The sequence below is a fragment of the Arthrobacter sp. Z5-13 genome (assembly GCF_056499105.1).
Map to the genome: position 1 here is coordinate 2762373 of NZ_CP096460.1, position 20026 is coordinate 2782398.

Annotated in this window: 14 protein-coding genes; 5 read left to right on the forward strand and 9 right to left on the reverse strand. The window is 62.5% G+C overall.

Annotated features, from left to right (window positions below):
* Positions 1–41 precede the first annotated feature (41 nt).
* From M1E02_RS13055 to M1E02_RS13070, 4 genes are read right to left on the reverse strand one after another with little or no spacing between them, the layout of a single operon-like run.
* Entirely contained in the window at positions 42–1085 is a 1044-nt protein-coding gene (locus tag M1E02_RS13055; protein WP_479374685.1) for a GNAT family N-acetyltransferase, read from the reverse strand.
* Between the two features lie 15 nt (positions 1086–1100).
* Positions 1101–4628: a thiol reductant ABC exporter subunit CydD gene (gene cydD / locus M1E02_RS13060; protein ID WP_479374686.1), complete on the reverse strand. Its 3528-nt coding sequence runs from the start codon at positions 4626–4628 to the stop codon at positions 1101–1103.
* A 6-nt stretch (positions 4629–4634) separates the two neighbouring features.
* Complete coding sequence (gene cydB / locus M1E02_RS13065; protein ID WP_479374687.1) at positions 4635–5684, reverse strand: cytochrome d ubiquinol oxidase subunit II; 1050 nt, start codon at positions 5682–5684, stop codon at positions 4635–4637.
* Positions 5685–5723: 39 nt separating this feature from the next.
* Positions 5724–7343, reverse strand: a complete 1620-nt coding sequence (locus M1E02_RS13070) for a cytochrome ubiquinol oxidase subunit I (protein WP_479374688.1) — start codon at positions 7341–7343, stop codon at positions 5724–5726.
* 268 nt (positions 7344–7611) lie between these two features.
* Here M1E02_RS13070 and M1E02_RS13075 point away from each other — a divergent pair, with 268 nt between their 5' ends.
* The gene (locus tag M1E02_RS13075; protein ID WP_309105564.1) at positions 7612–7998 is read left to right on the forward strand and encodes a BlaI/MecI/CopY family transcriptional regulator; all 387 of its coding nucleotides are present in this window, start codon (positions 7612–7614) and stop codon (positions 7996–7998) included.
* Positions 7999–8004: 6 nt separating this feature from the next.
* Positions 8005–8994, forward strand: coding sequence for a M56 family metallopeptidase (locus M1E02_RS13080; RefSeq protein WP_479374689.1), 990 nt, complete (start codon positions 8005–8007; stop codon positions 8992–8994).
* An 86-nt stretch (positions 8995–9080) separates the two neighbouring features.
* Here the strand turns inward: M1E02_RS13080 and M1E02_RS13085 are convergent, their stop codons facing one another.
* On the reverse strand, positions 9081–11189 hold the full coding sequence (locus M1E02_RS13085; protein ID WP_479374690.1) for a DNA gyrase/topoisomerase IV subunit B: 2109 nt from the start codon (positions 11187–11189) through the stop codon (positions 9081–9083).
* 223 nt (positions 11190–11412) lie between these two features.
* Between M1E02_RS13085 and M1E02_RS13090 the strand changes: the two genes are divergently transcribed.
* A complete protein-coding gene (locus M1E02_RS13090) occupies positions 11413–11634 on the forward strand; it encodes a DUF7455 domain-containing protein (protein WP_247044971.1) in 222 nt (73 codons plus the stop codon).
* Between the two features lie 225 nt (positions 11635–11859).
* On the opposite strand, the gene M1E02_RS13095 is transcribed toward M1E02_RS13090, so the two are convergent.
* The 4 genes from M1E02_RS13095 to M1E02_RS13110 all read right to left on the reverse strand — a co-directional run bounded on the left by M1E02_RS13095 (position 11860) and on the right by M1E02_RS13110 (position 17204).
* The gene (locus tag M1E02_RS13095) at positions 11860–13164 is read right to left on the reverse strand and encodes an RNA polymerase sigma factor (protein WP_479374691.1); all 1305 of its coding nucleotides are present in this window, start codon (positions 13162–13164) and stop codon (positions 11860–11862) included.
* 288 nt (positions 13165–13452) lie between these two features.
* Complete coding sequence (locus M1E02_RS13100) at positions 13453–14751, reverse strand: DUF4192 domain-containing protein (protein ID WP_479374692.1); 1299 nt, start codon at positions 14749–14751, stop codon at positions 13453–13455.
* 144 nt (positions 14752–14895) lie between these two features.
* Positions 14896–16230 carry an MFS transporter gene (locus M1E02_RS13105; RefSeq protein ID WP_479374693.1) on the reverse strand — a complete coding sequence of 445 codons (1335 nt, stop codon included), beginning with the start codon at positions 16228–16230 and terminating at the stop codon, positions 14896–14898.
* 35 nt (positions 16231–16265) lie between these two features.
* Positions 16266–17204 carry a proteasome assembly chaperone family protein gene (locus M1E02_RS13110; RefSeq protein ID WP_479374694.1) on the reverse strand — a complete coding sequence of 313 codons (939 nt, stop codon included), beginning with the start codon at positions 17202–17204 and terminating at the stop codon, positions 16266–16268.
* Positions 17205–17508: 304 nt separating this feature from the next.
* Here M1E02_RS13110 and M1E02_RS13115 point away from each other — a divergent pair, with 304 nt between their 5' ends.
* Positions 17509–19035, forward strand: a complete 1527-nt coding sequence (locus M1E02_RS13115; RefSeq protein ID WP_479374695.1) for a leucyl aminopeptidase — start codon at positions 17509–17511, stop codon at positions 19033–19035.
* Between the two features lie 162 nt (positions 19036–19197).
* Positions 19198–19833: a ScbR family autoregulator-binding transcription factor gene (locus M1E02_RS13120; RefSeq protein ID WP_479374696.1), complete on the forward strand. Its 636-nt coding sequence runs from the start codon at positions 19198–19200 to the stop codon at positions 19831–19833.
* The last annotated feature ends 193 nt before the right edge of the window (positions 19834–20026 follow it).

The window sequence follows — 20026 nt, forward strand, 5'->3', positions numbered from 1 at the left end:
CCAGTTCCCATATATTACAACGTTGTATCACCGATTGGCGCTTACAGCTCCTTATCCCACGCCATACTTCGGTTCACAACGGCGTAGCCCATCTTCGTGTAGAGCGCGAGGGCACCTGTCAGGTTCTCCGAGTCGACGTCCAGGGAAGCTTTGTCGAGACCGGCCGCTGCGAACCTTCTCATGGCGTCTGCGAGGAGTGCACTGGCGATGCCCCGGCCGCGGTACTTCCGCCGGACACCCAACAAATCGGTGTATCCCTCGGTGAAACCCCGGGTCACAGCGATGTGGGGATCATGCGTTGCCAGTTGGTAGCCTGCAACTTGTCCTGTAGCGCGGTCCAGCACAACGGCACTGAGGTCCGGGCGGGCCAACGGATCATTCACGGTATCCGCCCACGATTCCTCATCGCGGGGTTCGCTCCCCCAATGGTCCCTGAACGCATCGTTGTGGGCTTCCCGCACTGGCTCGTTGAGGTGCGGCGCCATCCCCACAAGCTCCAGACCGCCATCGAGGTACAAATCGGGCAGCGGCGTATTCAGTGGCCGGTGCATCTCGTTGTAGTAACGGACGACGACGAACCCGGACCGGGTGAACAATTCAGCCTGGTGGCGGTGCTGCTCTTCCATGTGGACGCGAAGGCGCGGACGCAAAGCCGCCTTGGTTTGCTCCGGGCCCGTTCCATTGACGGCCCGGTCCTCCGCGAACCTGTCCACCGTCCGCGCCTCCAGCCAACCAAGCAGAGCCGTTCCTATTCCTTTGCGCTGCCACTCCGGATCCACACAGCCGAACCCGTAGGCTTTGTCCCCCTCGGGGTTCTTCATGATGCGTGCATACGCCCGCGGAACCCCCTCACCATCCACGCCGATGATGGTGTTGACTGCAGGGCGGTTCTTCTTTGACTCCAGGATCTGGACCAGATCCTCTTGCTTTTCGAACCAGACGGGCTGCTCCACGGCCGCAGTCCGTTCAATCAGTCCTGCCCAGGAATCGAGGTCCTGGAGGGTGGCCGGGTGCCATGACAGCAGTTGTGGCAGTATTCCGGCCTGCGGGGGCGGATTGCGGTCATCGCCAGGGTGGTGATCCATGGCAACAGGCTAACCTCAGGCACGTGCCCGCGCCAGAATGATCCCGGTGGTGCGTCCCGCGTGCTCTTCAAGACGCATGACGTGGTCAGTCGGGTGGATATCGGCCGGGCTGTGGCTCACCAAAACTACTGTCTTGTCCCTGAGTCCGTTGCGAAGATCGGCCAGCATGGCCATTCCTGCTGCGGCATCAAGATGTGCCGTGGGTTCGTCCAACAGGATGACGTCCGCCCCGGTCATCAGCGTGCGCGCCACCGCGAGCCTCTGACGCTCGCCTCCGCTCAGGAAGGACCCGGAGGGCCCGATCCTGGTGTCAATACCATCGGTCAGCCTGTCTATCAGCGGAGCCAATCCCACAGAGGCGAGGGCCGCCTTCATCGCAGCCTCCGCGGATTCAGCGTTTTCAGAACCGGGCAGTCCCAGCATCAGGTTTCCCCGGATTGTGGAATCAAAAAGATGCGCCTCCTGAGGGCACCACGCCACTTTCCCGGTAACGAGAATGCGGCCATGCCTGACCGGCAGGAAGCCAAGAATGACGGACAAGAGGGTGGATTTACCGGATCCCGACGCCCCGGTAACGGCCAACCAGGCACCGGGCTCGGCAACGGCGGACAATTCCTCAAAAACCGGCAGTCCTCCTGGCCAGGCAGCCGCGAGTCCGTCCAGCTCAACTCCGGGCCGCTCCCCTGCCCGTCCGGGAACCGGCACCAGGCCCTCATTGTTCGTAGAGCTCCCAGCCGGGCTCTCGCCAGCGGTATCCATCGAAGCAGGATTCCCACCCGCAGGAGCCCCGAAAACGCCGGCTCTGCTGATGCGCTGCAGTACTAAGCGGAGGGCCGGATACTGCCTGACCGACGTTGCCATTGCTGCGTAGGGTTCAACGAGTGCAAGCTGAAGCAGCACGACAACGGCCGCCGTCGCAGGTTCCACAGCTCCCGCCATCACAACGGGTGCGGCGAGCACGGCGGAGATAAGGGCCGCAGCTCCACAAGCCAGAACGGTAAGGGCCTGCCCAAGCCCCTCAGCCCACGCCGAGCGTACGGAAGCCGCAGTGGCTGCACGGTCAGCGTCCTGGATTGCCGATAGAACCGGACCGGCGGCGTGGTTTGCCTGCAGTTCCATCCGGGCATCCAGCGCCGCTGCCACATCCCGGAGCACCCCGGTGCGAAGCTGCTGTTCGGCGCGGGCTGACATTCTGTCGGCAAGGAGCGCTAAACCGGGAGAAGCCAGCAGCGACACCACGGCTGCCCCTGCGGCAGCCGGGATCGCCGCCGGCAGCAGGAGCCCGGTAGACAGGACAGCTGCTGCGGCCACAGCAATGGCCGTCAAAGGGGGCAGCACTACCCTGGGCAGCAGATCGCGGACAGTGTCGACGTCGTCAATGACAGCTCCAAGCACCTGTCCGCCCTGCAGCAGTTTCCGGACGGCCAGCGCCCGTCTGCTCAGCGACTCCCAAAGCCGTCCGCGGAGGGAAGTCAGCGCGGCGAAGACGGCATCGTGCAGGAGCAGCCGCTCAGAGTAGCGCAGGACGGCACGCCCGATGCCGAAGAACCGCACACCCACGATGGCGGTGAGCAAGTACAGGATGGGTGGCTGCTCGCTGGCCCGAATTATCAACCAGCCGGACAGCCCTGCGAGCGCGACGGCAAACAGCGAGGCAAGCACCCCCACCGCGGCCGCTGAGGTGAACTTCAAGGCTTCCGGAGCCAGCAGGCCTCGCAGCGCCCTGAAGGTGCTCCCCTTCCGTGGCGCCTCTGTAACTGCGTGGATGGAGCCGGTGCGGGTAAGGGAGCCGACAGCCGGCACGGTTGAGGCAACCCGAGAGGACGCGTCGCCGGTCATAGGTTCAGCTGACGGCCGCTCAGCTACGTGGCGCCCTGCTTCAACCGAGACTGCAGCAGCACCAGCACCAGCACCAGCACCAGCACCAGGGTCATGAGCCACCTGAACAATAGTGTCGGCCAACTGGCGGGTGGTCAGGTCATGGGCAACAAGGATGACTGTCACCCGGCCGCGCAATGCCAGGATGGCCTGATTGATGATGGAAGCCGTCTCAGGATCCAGATGGGCCGTGGGCTCATCCAGGATCAGCAGCGTGGCCCCGGCCTCAATCCTGGCCAGTCCGCGGGCCAGCGCCACCCGCCGCAGCTCCCCGGGGCTCAACTCGGCAGGATGCTTGTCTGCAAGGTGGGCTGCCGCCACTTCAGCGAGGCAGCGTTGCGCAATTTCCGTAGGGCCCTCCGCGCCGGGCAGGACCCCCTTGCCCGAGGCTGTCAGGTACAGTTTCACTTCTTCGCCGACGGTAGGTGCGACCATAACCGGGTGTTGCGGCACCCATGCCACGTCCGCCCGGGCAAAGCCCGCTATTCGCCCGTGGACCGTGGTGGAACCGCTGTTTCCGACCGTGCCTGCGAGCACCCCAAGCACCGTGCTCTTTCCAGCGCCACTTACTCCGTCCAGGGCAGTGATGCTCCCGGCTGCCGCTTCAAAGCTCAGTGGCGCGACGGCGGGAGTGTCCCTTCCGCTGAACACCACCGCCAGGCCGCGGACGACGACGGCTGGCGGGCCGGCGTCGTCGTCGTTCCTATTGTGCTCTGCATCAAGCGGTACCGCTTGTGGTGCATCGAGGACCAGCGTTGCCTCAGCGAGCGCTACCCGGCCGTCGTCGCTGGCGTGATGGGCGGTGCCCAGCTCCCGCAGGGGAAGATAGCAGTCGGGGGCCAGGATCAGCGCCAGGAGACCCGCTTCCAGCGGCATCTCCCCATGGACCAGCCGCACTCCGATAAATACCGCCACGACGGCCACCGAAATAGTGGCAACCAGTTCCAGTGCCAGGGCGGAGAGGAACGCCGTGCGCAGGGTACCCATGGTGCGGGCGCGGTATTCGTCCGAGATGTCTTCGAGGGCTTTCCTTTGGGCACTGGCACGTCCCAGCCCCACCAGGACCGGCAGGCCCTTTGCAAGTTCGAGCATGTGGCCAGACAGTCGAGCGAGCGCCGTTTGGGCTTCCCTGACGCGGTCTTCCGTGTACCGGCCGATCAGAACCATAAACACAGGGACGAGCGGGACGGTAAGCACAATGACTGCCGCGCTGACCCAATCGGCAAAGAGGATCCGCGCCCCCAGCAACAGCGGAATCGCGGCGCAATTGACCAGCGCGGGCAGGAACTGGGTGTAGTAACTGTCCAGGGCGTCCAGTCCCCGGGTGGCCAGGATTGCAAGGCCGCCATCTGATGGGCCGGCATGGCGGGTCCCGGTCCCGAGCGCCCGTTCCAGGAGCTCGGACCGCAGTTGTTCCTTCACACCCAAAGCCGCGCGGAGGGCCGCGACGGACTGGGCCCACGTGGTGAGCGAGCGCAGTACAACGCCGGCCATTCCCCAGGCCAGCTGCTGGGCCCAGGCGGGGTCGTGGGCCATCAGGCCGGCAAGTACAGAGGCAACTGCCTGGGCCATCAGCACAAGGGACAATGCCTTCAGGGCTGCGAGGAGTCCCAACAGGTAAATCGCGGATCTGTTGGCCGGCCCCGAGGGGAAGGTGGGTCTCACGCGGGATCAGTCCTTGGTGGCCAGAGCTTTGGCAGCGATCGCGGGAAGAAAGCTGTGCGCCTCGGGGATCTGGTTGGCGCTTACCCGGCGCCTGAACACCCAATAGGTCCACGCCTGGTATGCGAGGACCAGGGGAAGCCCGATTGCGGCGACGATGCTCATCAGCCCCAGGGTGTAATCGGATGAGGAGGCATTGAAGACCGTGAGGCTGAAGTCCGGATTGACGGTGGACGGGAGCACCACCGGGAACGCAGCACCAAAAATTGAGGCGGTACCCGCGACGAGGAAGACACCCAGAGCAAGGAATGCCTTGCCTTCCGAACCACGCCGGGCGAAGGTCCATGCCAGGGCCGCGGCAACCACCGCGAGGACAACTGCACCCCACGTCCACGGTTCACCGCTGAGCAGCTGGACAGTGACCGCCCACGCGGCCAGGGGCAACAGGAGGACGGGCAACAGCAGGACAAACCAGCGCCGTGCGCGGTACCGGACATCGCCGTCGGTTTTCAGGGCCAGGAAGGCGAGGCCGTGCACTATCGCGAAGCCCACGACGGCAAATCCCCCGAGCAGCGCGTACCCGCTGAACCAGGCAAACGGGCCGCCTTCCCTGTCCCCATTTGCATTGAGGGGAAGGCCTGTAGTGGTCAGGGCCAAAGTCGCGCCAACGCCGAAGGCGGCCACGAACGAACCGGCGGCAATCGCGAGGTCCCAGCGGGCACGCCACTGTTTGGTATCCACCTTTCCCCTGTACTCAAAGGCAACAGCACGGAAGATGAGCGCCACCAGCACCAACAGAAGTGGCAGGTAGAGGGCAGAGAAAAGAGAGGCATACCAGAGCGGGAAGGCCGCGAACGTTGCACCTGCCGCGGTCAGGAGCCACACCTCATTTCCATCCCACACCGGCCCAATCGTATTGAGCAGGACGCGCCGATCGGTGTTGTTGCGTGCGAATAGCTTCATCAGCATGCCAACGCCGAGGTCGAAGCCTTCAAGAAAGAGGTATCCGGTCCACAGCAAAGCAATGGCGATGAACCAGATGGTGGGTAGCAGTTCCATGCTCAGATTCCTCTTGCTGTTCTTAGTAGGCGTATGTTCTTAGTAAGCGAAGGCCAGGACATCATCCGGAGCGCCTTGCCTGCCGTCTTTGGTGGAACCTGAGGCCCCTGGTCCTTCCTCGTCGTCTGGCGCTGTGCCGTGGGGCCGTCCATCCGCGAGCTCCGGCATGGCTGAAGCCACGCCGCCGCGGATGTATTTCACCAGCAGTTTCACCTCCACCACGAGCAGTACGGCATAGATGGAGGCAAGGACCACAAGGGATGTCAGGAGCTCTCCGGCGGAAACCCCGGGCGAGACGGCGGCGGCGGTGAACATAAACACCTGGTCGATTCCGCTGGGATCCGGATTAGGTGCTACGACGAAAGGCTGGCGGCCCATTTCCGTGAAGATCCAGCCAGCGGCATTGGCTCCGAACGGTGCCAGGATCCCGAAGACGGCGAGGCGCATCAGGCCCCGGGAGGCCGGAACCGTTCCCTTTCTGGTGGCCCAAAGAGCCAGGAGCGCCGCGAAGGCTGCAATGCCCCCGAAGCCGATCATCATGCGGAAGCCCCAGTACGTCACTTCCATGACGGGAACATACTCGATTTCCTGTCCCGCCCGGTCACCGTAAATAGGGTTGTCGGGGAGGTTGGTGCCGTACTTGGCCTGATATTCCGGGAGCAGGGTGTTCACGCCCTTGACCTCGGTGGTGAAATCGCCCTTGGCCAGGAACGACAGAATGCCCGGGACTTCAATGACCGCCACAATATCGTCGCAGTTCTGGGAGCCAACGTTGCCCACACTGAGGACGGAGAATCCGGTCCCGTCATGGCAGGCCGCTTCGGCTGCCGCCATTTTCATGGGCTGCTGCTCAAACATCAGCTTGCCTTGCAGGTCCCCGGTCAGGGCTGTCCCTGCGAAGGAAATCATCGCGACGACGGCTCCGATCCGCAGGGAGCGGATCCAGACGGTGTGGTCGGTCAGATCGCGGCCTGAGATGTCGGCCTCACCAGGGACGACCTTTCCATCGGGCCCTACGGTGTCAATGCCGTCATGGCGCCGACGCCACAGGTGGTACCAGGCGATCCCGAGGAGGAAGGCCCCTGCTACGGCGAGGGCACCAAAGATGGTGTGGGGAACTGCCACCAAGGCTGTGTTGTTGGTAAAAACGGCCCAGGCGTCCGTCATCACCGGCCTGCCGTTGATCATCTCCACGCCAACGGGATGTTGCATCCAGCTGTTGGCAACGATGATGAAGTAAGCAGAGAAGACCGAGCCCACCACGGCAATCCAAAGGCAGGCCAGGTGGATGGCCGGCTTGAGCTGTTTCCAGCCAAAGATCCACAGGCCCAGGAATGTGGATTCAACGAAGAAGGCGAGCAGCGCTTCCATGGCCAGCGGGGCACCGAACACATCACCCACAAACCGGCTGTACTCGCTCCATGCCATTCCGAACTGGAACTCCTGCACGATTCCGGTGGCTACCCCCATGATGAAGTTGATCAGGAAGAGCTTGCCCCAGAACTTGGTCATGCGCAGGTATTCGGGCTTGCCTGTGCGGTGCCAGAGCGTCTGCATTACCGCCACCACGAGTCCAAGGCCAATGGTGAGGGGCACCATCATGAAGTGGTAGACGGTGGTGATTCCGAATTGCCAGCGTGCGATTTCCAAGGCGTCCAAGGCGGTCCCTACTGTTGGCCGGGGCTATCAACGGTTGAAACTTCTACAAGGCGTAGAACATCCAACTTCTACAAAGTGTAGAACAAATCAAGGGAGTCCGGAAGCCGGGGTTTCAGTTGTCGAAGAATCGGGTCGACACGCGTGAGGAGTGTTCTACCTCATGTAGAAAGAAAGCGGGAAAACGGGTAGATTTAGAGTTGAAGCTTTTAAGAATCGCGCCCTGGTCGAAACCCGGCCCGGGCGCCGGCAGGACCAGAAGGATGTACGAATGGCAAGTCTTGGGGAACTGGAACGGGCAGTGATGGACCTGCTCTGGGCGGGCCAGGAGGCAGCCACTGCAAACAGGCTTCGTGATCTGTTGGCGCAGAGCACACAGGCCCAGGGCGGATCAGCCGGCCACGTGGGCAAGGACCTTGCCGTGACAACCGTGCTGACTGTGCTCTCCCGGCTGGAGAAGAAGGGGCTTGTGGAGCGCGAACGCGGCACACGGCCTCATCGCTACCAGGCTGTGTCCAGCAGGGAGGACCATACCGCCGAACTAATGCATGAGGTCCTTGGCTCTGCACCGGACCGCGAAGCAGTCCTCGCCCGCTTCATTGGATCGGTCACTGAAAGTGAAGCTGAAACGCTCCGCAAGCTGCTCGGCCACATTTAGCAGGCCATGTTCTGGACCTCGTATTTTTTGGCGGTCCTGGCGATAGCGCTGGCGTGGCCGGTGCCTATCCTTCTTTCCCGTGCGCGATGGCCTGCCCGTTCCCCATTTACCGCGATGCTGCTGTGGCAGGCCATAGCCTTGGCCGGTGGCCTTTCCATGATCGGCGCAATGCTGGTTTATGGTCTGGAACCCCTGGGCGACAACCTCCTGGCAGGACTCAGCGCACTGGCGGCTATGGTCCTGCACAACGCTCCCACTACCGAGCTGGGCTTCTGGCACATCTTCGCGTTGTCCGCCGCGGCCCTGCTGACGGCGCACCTGGTGTTTACCCTGTTGCTGACGTACTACCGGATCGAGCGCCAGCGCCGCCGGCATCGGGAACTCCTGGCACTCCTTGCCTCTCCTTCGGCGGATGGTCCCCGAACCGTGGTGATCAGTCACGATTCTCCTGTGGCCTATTGCCTTCCGGGCGGGGCGCGCTCAGTCACTGTCCTCTCAGACGGACTGATGTCAGCACTGGAGCCTGCCGAGCTTCGGGCCGTCCTCAATCATGAGAACGCGCACCTGAACCAGCGGCACCACCTGCTGCTCTGGGCTTTCGCAGCGTGGCGCCAGGCCCTCCCCTGGCTGCCCACCACGCGGCTCGCCCAGGAAGCAGTCAATTCATTGATCGAGATGCTGGCCGACGACGTCGCCCTGAAAACTGAAAGCAAAACCACGCTCATCAAGGCAATCGCCATTGTCGCAAGCGGGCCGGCTCCTGCTCCGAACGCAGGTTCCGGCTTCACCGGGCAGATTACCTCCGATGTCGAACCCAAGCCTGACGGCACAACCGGTGGTGCGGGATCCGCGCGGACCACGGCAAGCCGCGTCAGCCGGCTGCTGTCGGCCGAACCGCCGCTTTCCGCAGCTTTCCGCGGCCTGGTTCTCGCAGCCTGCGGGCTGCTGCTTGCTGTTCCTACGGCCCTGCTGATTGTTCCCGGCCTGGTTGGCTAGGTTCCTCCTCCGCCGGGGAACGTCCCCCAACGGACTCAGCCAACTGTGATTCGGGCAACTCGGACTCCAGCCGGACTCCGACGGACTCAGGCGTCGATGCGTTCGCGGTCCAGGCTGGCTGCACCGGCGATGATGAAGTCCTTCCGCGGAGCCACATCGGATCCCATCAGAAGGTCGAAGGTCTCCTCGGCATGCTTGGCGTTTTCGATCCCTACCTTGCGCAGCGTGCGGTGCCGCGGGTCCATGGTTGTTTCGGCGAGCTGCTCGGCATCCATTTCGCCCAATCCCTTGTAACGCTGGATTGGCTCTTTGTAGCGCTTGCCCTCCTTCGCCAATTTCCCCAGCAGGGCATGAAGCTCGGCCTCCGAGTAGGTGTAGATCATCTCGTTGGCCTTTTGGCCGGCATTGATGACCTCCACACGATGCAACGGCGGAACGGCGGCAAAGACGCGGCCTTCATCCACCATCGGACGCATGTACCGGAAAAACAGCGTCAGCAGGAGGGTGCGGATGTGGGCGCCGTCGACGTCGGCGTCCGTCATCAGGATGACTTTCCCGTAGCGGGCAGCACTGATGTCGAAGCTGCGGCCCGATCCGGCCCCCACAACCTGGATGAGGGCGGCACACTCGGCGTTGGAGAGCATGTCACCCACCGAGGCTTTCTGTACGTTCAGGATCTTGCCGCGGATCGGCAGAAGCGCCTGGAAATCCGAGGACCGAGCCAGTTTGGCGGTGCCGAGGGCCGAGTCACCTTCCACGATGAAGAGTTCGGAACGGTCGACGTCGTCCGTCCGGCAGTCAGCAAGCTTGGTCGGCATTGACGAGGTCTCCAGCGCATTCTTGCGTCGTTGGGTCTCCTTGTGAACCCGTGCCGAGATCCGCGACTTCATCTCGCTGACGATCTTCTCCAGCAGCAGGGCCGATTGGGCTTTGTCGTTGCGGTTGGCGGAGTTGAGCCGCGCGGCCACTTCCCGCTCCACCACCTTGGCAACAATTGCCCTTACGGCGGAGGTGCCCAGGATCTCCTTGGTCTGGCCCTCAAACTGCGGCTCGGCCAGTCGGACCGTCAGGACGGCTGTGAGTCCTGCGAAGATGTCGTCTTTCTCAATCTTGTCGTTCCCCGCCTTAAGCTTGCGGGCATTGGTTTCAACAGCCTTGCGGAACGTCTTCACCAGGGCTTGCTCGAAGCCTGACTGGTGGGTTCCGCCCTTGGGCGTGGAAATGATGTTGACGAAGCTGCGGACTGTGCTGTCGTAGCCGATACCCCATCGCAGGGCAACGTCCACTTCGCATTCGCGCTCCACTTCGGCGAGCTGGCTGTGGCCCCGTTCATCAAGGACCGGAACTGTCTCCTTGAATTTGCCGGAGCCATGGAGGCGCCACACATCGGTCACGCCCGGATCAGCAGCGAGGAACTCCACGAACTCTGAAATGCCGCCGTCATGGTGGAACACTTCCTCGTGCGCGCCGGATTCGCCCGGAGTGCCGGGAAGGCGCCGCTCGTCCCGGACTGTCAGTTTGAGTCCGGGGACAAGGAACGAGGTCTGGCGGGCTCGTGAAGCGAGTTCTTCGTAGGAAAAACGGGCATCCGGCGTAAAGATCTGGCGGTCGGCCCAGTACCGGATCCGCGTACCGGTAACCCCGCGCTTGGCCTTGCCGATGATGTCCAGCACTGAATCTTCAACGAAGGGTTCGAACACGGCCGAGGGATCCGGCTTGGTTCCGACATCACGGAACCGGCCGGGCTCGCCCCGGCGGAAGGACATGCGGTACGTCTTGCCGCCTCTGTCCACTTCTGCGTCCAGCCTGGCTGACAGCGCGTTGACCACTGAGGCGCCCACGCCGTGAAGGCCGCCGGATGCTGTGTAGGAGCCGCCGCCGAACTTTCCGCCGGCGTGAAGCTTCGTGAAGACCACTTCGATGCCGCTGAGCCCGGTTTTTGGCTCCACATCGACGGGGATGCCGCGGCCGTCGTCGTGGATTTCCACAGAGTTGTCAGCGTGAAGGATGACCTTGATGTCATGGCCAAAACCAGCCAGGGCTTCGTCGACTGAGTTGTCGATGATCTCCCAGAGGCAATGCATCAGTCCGCGGGAGTCAGTAGAGCCGATGTACATGCCGGGACGCTTCCGGACGGCCTCCAGGCCTTCCAGGACGGAGAGGTGCCGGGCAGTGTAATCAGAACTGGGTGTCACGGGTGGTGAGCTCCTTCAGTGACGGAATAGCTGGGGGTTGAAATGCTCTCTCTAGGGTAGTCGTCCCGCGGGCCTGCCCTCGTTTGCCACTCCCCCGAGGCTTCGTAACGCTACGACTCGTTACGCACCTGTGATACGCGGACAGCGAACTTGATCAATCCTTGCCGTGGATCAGCAACGAATACTGGTTATATAGAGTTACCGATCTACTAAGGAGGCCGAAATGACAACAGCAGTAGCGGACCGCACGCTAAACGCACTGGACCGGTGCGATCGTTGCGGGGCACAGGCATACGTCCGGGTTGTTCTCGGTTCCTCCGGCGGTGAGTTGCTGTTCTGCGGCCACCACGCCCGCGCGGTCGAAGCCACCCTGAAGCCGCTGAGCTCCGACTGGCACGACGAAACGAGCCGGCTTCACGAGAAGGAACCGGTTCCAGTCGACTAGCAGCTCCACTGATCACGTCAGGGCTCCTCCATCTTGGAGGGGCCCTGATTTTTGTCCGGCCAAGGTACGCGGGTGGCTTCCGACCGGGGTAGGCAGGTTTGCTCCCGGCCAGGATGGACCGGACCAGCAAATGGTGGCTGGGACCGGACCTGGAACGGCTATGGCCTCCGTCGGTGATACCGACGGAGGCCATAGCGTTAGAAAAGCAGCGTTCAGGCGCCGCGTTTAGTCGAGGTAGTCGCGAAGGACCTGCGACCGTGACGGGTGGCGCAGCTTCGACATCGTCTTGGACTCTATCTGGCGGATACGTTCACGCGTGACGCCATAGACCTTGCCGATTTCGTCTAAAGTCTTCGGCTGGCCATCGGTGAGGCCAAAGCGCATGGCTACAACGCCGGCTTCGCGCTCGGACAAGGTGTCCAGGACGGAGTGGAGCTGTTCCTGGAGCAGTGTGAAGCTCACGGCGTCAGCCGGAACCACGGCTTCGGAGTCTTCGATCAGGTCGCCGAACTCGGAATCGCCATCCTCGCCCAAGGGGGTGTGCAGCGAGATGGGTTCGCGGCCGTACTTCTGAACTTCAACGACCTTTTCAGGAGTCATGTCCAATTCAAGGGCCAGTTCTTCGGGGGTGGGTTCACGCCCGAGGTCCTGAAGCATCTGCCGCTGCACGCGGGCAAGCTTGTTGATGACTTCAACCATGTGCACCGGGATACGGATGGTACGGGCCTGGTCAGCCATGGCACGGGTGATGGCCTGGCGGATCCACCACGTGGCGTACGTCGAGAACTTGAAGCCCTTGGTGTAGTCGAACTTTTCGACGGCGCGGATAAGGCCCAGGTTGCCTTCCTGGATGAGGTCCAGGAACAGCATGCCACGGCCGGTGTAACGCTTCGCCAGCGAAACAACCAGACGGAGGTTGGCCTCCAGCAGGTGGTTCTTGGCGCGCTTTCCATCGTGGATCACGAACTCAAGCTCACGCTTGAACTTCGGATCCATGGTGCCGTCGTCGGCATTGATCTTCTCTTCGGCAAAGAGCCCGGCTTCGATGCGCAGCGCAAGATCGACTTCCTGCTCTGCATTCAGCAGCGCCACCTTGCCGATCTGCTTCAGGTAGTCCTTGACGGGGTCGGCTGTAGCGCCGGCGGACATGACCTGCTGGACAGGGGCGTCGTCGTCATCGGCATCCGAGTAGACAAATCCGGAACCGGTGGCGGCACCGGCAGCCTTGGCACCCTCTTCGCCTTCCTCAGTGAGTTCTGAAGGGTCAGGAACGACGTCGTCGAGGTCTTCCTCGACGTCCACGTCATCGGAATCGTCGTCGTGCGATTTGCCGGCAGCTTCCGCTGCCGCCTTGGCGCCGGGCTTAGGCCCGCGCTTTTTGGGTTCGGCTGCGGACACGGTGTCGTCGCCTCTGACAGCCTTGTTGGCTGCGCGGGTGGCGGCACGCTTCGCGCTCGTGGCCGCCTTCTTCTCCTCTGGAGACAATTCGGCCTGGTCGGCGGGTTCCTTCTTCGCGGAAGACGGGGTCACAGAAAACCTTTCTAGCGGCGGTCTGTGGAATCACCATACGGGCAACACCACTATGACCCTGTCAAGTCCGTGATTCATATCAGGTGCAACCACGGCCGGCAGGGCCACTAAGTAGAACTGCCGGGGCGGCTGCAATGTTCCCGTTTCGGGGTACACCGCTCACACCTGATTCACGGACCCAACCGGGTCTCGGCATCCATTGTCTCACGGATTTCCGAATCGGCCCCTCATGATTCCCTTGTTACCCCATTTTCCGCCGCCGCTCCCCGGCAACCCCGTCTCAACTGCTCAGGCAGCCTCAGAACCGATTTTTTGCCACGCGGCCTCCCGCCGTCCCGCCCACCCGCAAACAGTTCCCCGCTGGACCACCTCGTTCAGCAGATCCGCGAGCCGGTAGCCAGGGAGGACGTCGCTCGCCTGCGCGAGCAGCGAATGGGCATACGAACCCCGGCCGCGGCACCATTCGATCCAACCCCGCGCTGTCAGGGCGGCAGCGGTTGCCTCCCCGCCGTTCGGTTCATCCAGTTGCACCAGTAGCTTTTCCAGCCTGTCCATCGACGTCCAGTCCGGAAGGCGCGGAGCCAGCCCCAGGAGCACTTCACCGTAGTTTGGGATGGAGCCTCCCGCACACCCCAGGGCTGACTCTGTCCCAGTTGTTTGTCTGGCAACTGCAGTGGTCCCGGTAAGTGGGCCCCTGAGCTCGGGACTGTATGGTCCGCCGTCGTCATGGGCATCGCAATCGGTTTGGAAAACTCCGAATTCTTCTGCACCCTGAATTGCCGTCTGGGCTCCTGCCGCAGCCATAACGAGCACGGCATCGCGCCAGGCGGGGATGCACAGCGAAGCTCGAAGGAAGCCTGCCACCTCTGGTGGCGGCAGCCGGGCCGGCGCCTCTGCCAGAACCGTACTCCAGGTCTCAAGCACGGCGTCGAATTGCCGCCGGCTGGCCGTGCGGTCTGCGAACGCACCTGACCATTGCACTTGTGCCACTGCCACTGCCGGATCCCGAGTGCCCTGTTTGACCAGGGCGCTGCGACCCGCCGAAGTGTCCGGGTCGGGACCGACGCTGCTCCCCCGAAACACCATTTCAGCATTCAAGCGGCTGTCGCGGATCTCATCCAGCGGACGGCCCGGCTGCGGACAGCAGGAATGGTCTGTGCAGTGGGCGTTCCGCCAGTAGTCCTCCCCCACGAGCCACACATCCCGGACGGGCATCCCTGAGCATTCAAGGACTTCTTCCACTGCCGCCAGGAGTCCGGCGTGCGGGACAGCAGAGGGCTGAGCGGGCCCGGGGGACACGCCCGACAGGGTCTCCCCGTCACGTTTTTCCCAGCCGTCGTTGCTGAAGATAACGAGCAATGACCCGTCAGCGTCCTCGTCGGCCTCAAGGTAGTCGCCCACAGTTTGGGCGTAGTGCCGGAAGTTCGACTGATCCTCCGGCGGAAGATCCAGACGAAGGGTCGCGCCCAGTCGCTTGCCCTGCATGGTCATGGCAACCAGGCTGTTACTCGGCCAGTAGCCAAGCGTATGGGGAATGAAGCCGAGAATATCTTCAGGGCCGCTGATGGTGAGATGGTCTCGTGTCATGCCTCCAGCTTCACGAAGCGCCCCCAACTCCGGGAGCCCGGCCTTTGCCTATGTGGACAACCAAGACGGGAACACGGACACCCTGCCGGCACCGCCCCTGTGGAGGGAGGGACAGTGTGAAGGAGGGACAGGCAGCCTGCGTGCCTACTCGGGTGTGCGCCGCTTTTCCGCGTTCCGGAGCCGCTGCTGAGCCATGGACCTGAGCAACGGCGGAACCACCACGCCTTGTGCCGCCAACTGGCGGCGGACCTTGCGCCGGCACACCAGGACCGCGCTGACACCGAAAGCCAGCAGCAGGAAATGAACGCTGAGGGCGATCCGGAAAGGCTCCAGTCCGTACAGTTCGCCGCGAGAGAATCCGGTGGAGTAGAGGACGTCAAGGACGAGTCCGACCAGGTAGATACACACAAGGGCGGCAATGAAACCACCCACATTAACGATGCCTGTGGCCGTTCCTATCCTGTGTGCAGGATTGAACGTGCGGGCAAAATCAAATCCGATCATGGAGCCAGGTCCGCCAATCGCCAGCACCATCACGAGCCCTGCCAGGAGCCACAGCGGAGACCTTCCCGGCATGAGGAGCACGGTTCCCCATGCCACGGCTGTAGCCCCCGCGATCAGGAGCACCATGGTGGAGCGGCGCAACGGATGCCTGGAGACGAACCTGCCGATGAGCGGCCCGGTGGCCATTGCCGCGGCAACGTAAAGGGCCATCAGCGCCGAGACCACACCGGTATCCAGGCCTTGTGCCGAAATGAGGAACGGGTAACCCCAGGTCATGGCAAACACAGTGCCGCTGAACTGAATCGTGAAATGGCTCCAAAGGCCCAGCCGGGTGCCCGGCTGCCGCCAGGCCCGCGATAAGGACGCGCCGGTGGCCCGGAATCCTTGGACCTTCTCGGAGCGTGCATGGCCCGGTGGCAGATCCCGCAGCAATGCGAGTACCAGGACGACGGCGAGGCCGGACATTCCTGCCAGCGTCAGGAAAGCAGGGGTCCAGCCTGCCAAATGAAGTATCAGGGCGAACGGCACAACACTGAAAAGCTGGCCGAGTTGCCCTGACATTCCGGTGAGCTGCGTAATAAGGGGAACCCGCGCGGGTGCAAACCAGAGTGGAATCAGCCGGATCACCGAGATAAAGGTCATAGCGTCACCGGCACCCACCAGGACGCGGCCCAGAACACCGCCGGGAATGTTGACAGCGAATGCCAGCTGCAGTTGACCCAGGCACATCAGGATGGCGCCGCCGGCAATCATGGCCCGTGACCCGAATCTGTCCACCAATATGCCGACCGGGATCTGCAGGCCGGCGTAGACCAGCAACTGAAGGACCGTAAAGAAGGAAATCTCAGCGGCGCTGGCATGGAAGCGTTCCGTTGCTTCCAGGCCTACCACGCCGAAGGAAGTCCGTTGGCTGACTGCCACCAGGTATGCAAAAACACCTATGGTCCAAATGAGCCAGGCGCGGGGTGCAGTCACCATTCCATTATGCCCGCGGAAGGGATAAATCGTATTTATTGACCCGCTTCTTTGCTGGCGAGGTAAGCCTCTACAGCCGCGCCAAGATCATCGGCGTTTGGCAGCTCGTCGTTTTCGTCGGCAAGCAGCGAGCGCCGGACCGTTCCCTCAGCCTTCTCGTCGTACCGGGACTCCAACCGGGACACCACATTCTGGACTTCTTCCGAGGCCTCGATCTGTTCGGCGATCTGCCTCCCGACCTCCCGACCCGCTTCACGAAGACGGTCCGTCGGAAGCATCAGCGACATCGCCGCGCCGAGATATTCAAATCCTGCGACAGCCGCGGGAGGGTACTCCGCCTCGGCCAGATAGTGGGGCACATGGATAACGTATCCGGCCACCTTGCGCCCGGCCTCGGTCAGCCTGAGTTCGAGAATATGGCCCACAGCGGCAGGCACCTCAACCGTTGGCTTCCAGACCGAAATGCCCTCGATGAGTTCCGGCCTGTTGCCATGAACGGTGACTCCCACAGGCCGCGTGTGCGGCACCGGCATGGGAATGGAGTGGATCCACGTGACGAGGTTGACCTCAAGATGCTCCACAATGTGAAGCACTGCACGGGCGAACCTCTCCCACTGAAGGTCAGGTTCAAAGCCCGCCAGCAGCAGGAACGGCTTTCCCAGGCCATCAATCAGCCTGTAGAGCGCCAGGCTGGGTGCCTGGTAATCCTGCAAATGGTCCTCCACGAAGCTGACGTGGGGGCGCCTGGACCTGTAGTCGATGAGCTGGTCTGCATCGAAGACGGCCACGAGTTCCGAGTCCAGTGTTTCGAGGAGTTCGCTGGTGATCTGCTTGACCACATGACCTGCATCGGCAAAGCCAGTGAACCCCATGACCATGTCCAGCCCGCGGTTGGCGGGGTTGTGGAACAGCTCACTGTTGCTTGCATAAAGCGCATGGGGGTCCAGCAGCGAGCCGGATATCCGTTCAAGCATGGCATGTTCCTTTCACGGTTGCGGTGGGGAGGATGGTGACACCGCACGGGGCGGGCCGGTGGACCGGCACGCCGGACTAATCGTTACAACGTCGAAAAAGCGCCAACCATTCCTCCCGTCCCATGTGCTGCACCTCTCATGTAATTCATTGCGCACACCAGTGAGAGGCTACGATCGGAACTGGCCTCACATTCGGCAGGAAGACTCCGGATGGCGTCACAAACCGATGCAGGTCGGTCCCCGGCAGGGGCGCCCGACAGGTACTCCCTGCCAAGAAATCACAGAGAATTGAGGACTGATCCTCGTGGTCAAGAATACTGAGATCAAACTTAGCGCCATCGCCCGGGACCTGAAAAAATCCCCCAGCGAAGCACTTGTTATCGGCGTGGGGCAGGGACCGGACGGTCCCGTCCTGTTGGAGAACCCTTTGACGGCGAAATCCGCCGAGGCCCTCGCCGGATCGCTGAAGGTTCTTGGGGTCACAGGGGCCGCCGACCAGTTGATCCGTCTTCCCGGCCTTCCGGAGACCGGGGCCTCCGTACTGGTATTGGCGGGTCTCGGCAAAGTACGCGACGGCCGGAAGATCTCCGAGGAGTCTCTGCGACGGGCGGCCGGATCGGCTGTCCGTCAGCTCGCCGGGCTCTCCAGCGTCACCATTGCATTCCCGACGGCAGCCGTCGGCGACGTCGCTGCCATCGCCGAAGGTGCCTCGTTCGGCGCCTACTCGTTTACCGATCACCGCTCGGAGAAAAACGGGCTCAAGGATCCGGTGAAGACCGCGGTCATCTTCACCGAACTTGCTGAAGACAAGAACCTCCCCCAGGCGCTGAAACGGGCTGCCCTCGTTGGGAAGGCAGTGAATGCAACCCGGTCCCTGGTCAATCAGCCGCCAAGCCACCTCTACCCGGAGTCCTTCGCCGAGGCGGCGAAGGAACTGTCCAAGGGCCTGCCCGTCAAAGTCACGGTGTGGGACGAAAAGCGCCTGGAAAAGGAAGGCTTCGGGGGCATCATGGGCGTGGGCAAGGGCTCTGCCCGTCAGCCGCGCCTGGTCAAAGTCGAATATTCGCCGGCGAAGGCGACGGCGAAAATTGCCTTGGTGGGCAAAGGCATCACTTTCGACACCGGCGGCATCTCCATAAAGCCGGCCCTCGGCATGGGTGACATGAAGAGCGATATGGCCGGCGCCGCCGTCGTACTTAATACAGTTCTGGCGCTCGCAGGCTTGGGTCTTCCGGTCAAGGCAACGGCATGGCTTTGCATCGCCGAGAACATGCCGTCCGGCGCTGCCTCCCGTCCCGCGGATGTCCTGAAGATGTTTGGCGGCAAGACCGTCGAGGTGCTGAACACCGATGCCGAGGGCCGCCTGGTGATGGCCGACGGCATTGTGGCGGCAAGCCAGGAGTATCCGGACGCCATCATCGACGTCGCGACATTGACTGGAGCGCAACTGATCGCACTCGGCAACCGAACAGCCGGCGTCATGGGAGCGGACAGTGTCACCGCTCCGCTGAAAACCGCCGCCGACCGTGCCGGCGAGCTGATCTGGCCGATGCCGCTGCCTGAAGAACTTCGCCCGAGCCTGGACTCCCAGGTTGCTGACCTTGCCAACATCGGTGAGCGTCATGGCGGCATGATGACCGCAGCGGTGTTCCTGCAGGAGTTCGTGGGCAAGGGCAAGGACGGCGAGCCCATTCCGTGGGCCCACATCGACATTGCCGGCCCGTCCTTTAACAACGGCAGCCCCTATGGCTACACCCCCAAACAGGGCACTGGCTGCACGGTTCGAACGTTGGTTGCGTATGCGGAGGACCTCGTGACCACCTCTGCCTAGCTGCATCGCTGATCCGGTCACACTCATGAAAAACGCTGGGGCGTCTCTAAAAGTGAGGCGCCAAGCTAAAACATTCATGTTGTTAGGATCAGAAGTCCGCTGGCAGCCACGGGGCGGGTCATTTCCCCGGAGAAACGCTTCTTACAGAGTTGAGGTCAATATATGGTCCTTCAGGATCGCGCCAAAGCAACCCGTGAGGCGATCATTGCAGGGGCAGCTGCCGTCTTTGAAGAGCACGGCTACGGCAATGCCAGCCTGACGCAGGTGTCACAGTCCGCCAAGGTGACAAAGGGAGCCCTCTACTTTCATTTCCAGAGCAAGGAAGACCTCGCCCGGGCAGTGATTGAGGAGCAGCACCGGATCGTTCTGGCGGAAGGCCAGGCCATCCTGGCTGAAAGCCGTCCGGCACTGACCACCATGATCCTGATGTGCCGGGCCTTCGGGCTCAAGCTCGTTCATGAACCAGTAGTAAGGGCGGGCATCCGGCTCACTCTGGAAGCGACCGCATTCGGACAGCCCGTGCGCGGACCCTATGAAGACTGGATTGAAGCCATGGGAAACCTGGCCGAACGGGCCAGGGAGGAAAAGCAGATCCGCGCCTCCGTGACTTCCGCTGCGTTTGCGCGCTATTTGGTCGCTTCCTTCACCGGAGTGCAGATGGTATCGGGGATCTTGACCGGCAGAGAGGACGTCATGCAACGCATCGAGGAGATGTGGTCCATTCTTTTGCCCGGAATCATGCATGAGGACTATAGCGGAGACCCCACGGCTCTTGCGGGCCTTATCTCAGCTGAGTAACGATCCCGCTAAACCGGTCAACCATATTGTTTTACTTGCCGGTTACGCCTATTCTCGTCTAGGTACCAATGATTCCCGGCCAGCCATGATGGGGGCGGGAACGAAGTCTGTGTGCCGGCGCAAGCTTTGGGGGGCGTCGGCAACGCCTGGATCAAGCCGGGCTGTACCGCGATCCGCCTTCCTCGCGGGTCTG

What these genes read in the sequence shown, in the direction of transcription:
- M1E02_RS13055 (WP_479374685.1), bottom strand. Translation starts at nt 1,085, where the DNA reads ATGGATCACCACCCTGGCGATGACCGCAATCCGCCCCCGCAGGCCGGA.
- cydB (WP_479374687.1), bottom strand. Translation starts at nt 5,684, where the DNA reads ATGGAACTGCTACCCACCATCTGGTTCATCGCCATTGCTTTGCTGTGG.
- M1E02_RS13075 (WP_309105564.1), top strand. Translation starts at nt 7,612, where the DNA reads ATGGCAAGTCTTGGGGAACTGGAACGGGCAGTGATGGACCTGCTCTGG.
- M1E02_RS13080 (WP_479374689.1), top strand. Translation starts at nt 8,005, where the DNA reads ATGTTCTGGACCTCGTATTTTTTGGCGGTCCTGGCGATAGCGCTGGCG.
- M1E02_RS13090 (WP_247044971.1), top strand. Translation starts at nt 11,413, where the DNA reads ATGACAACAGCAGTAGCGGACCGCACGCTAAACGCACTGGACCGGTGC.
- M1E02_RS13100 (WP_479374692.1), bottom strand. Translation starts at nt 14,751, where the DNA reads ATGACACGAGACCATCTCACCATCAGCGGCCCTGAAGATATTCTCGGC.
- M1E02_RS13110 (WP_479374694.1), bottom strand. Translation starts at nt 17,204, where the DNA reads ATGCTTGAACGGATATCCGGCTCGCTGCTGGACCCCCATGCGCTTTAT.
- M1E02_RS13120 (WP_479374696.1), top strand. Translation starts at nt 19,198, where the DNA reads ATGGTCCTTCAGGATCGCGCCAAAGCAACCCGTGAGGCGATCATTGCA.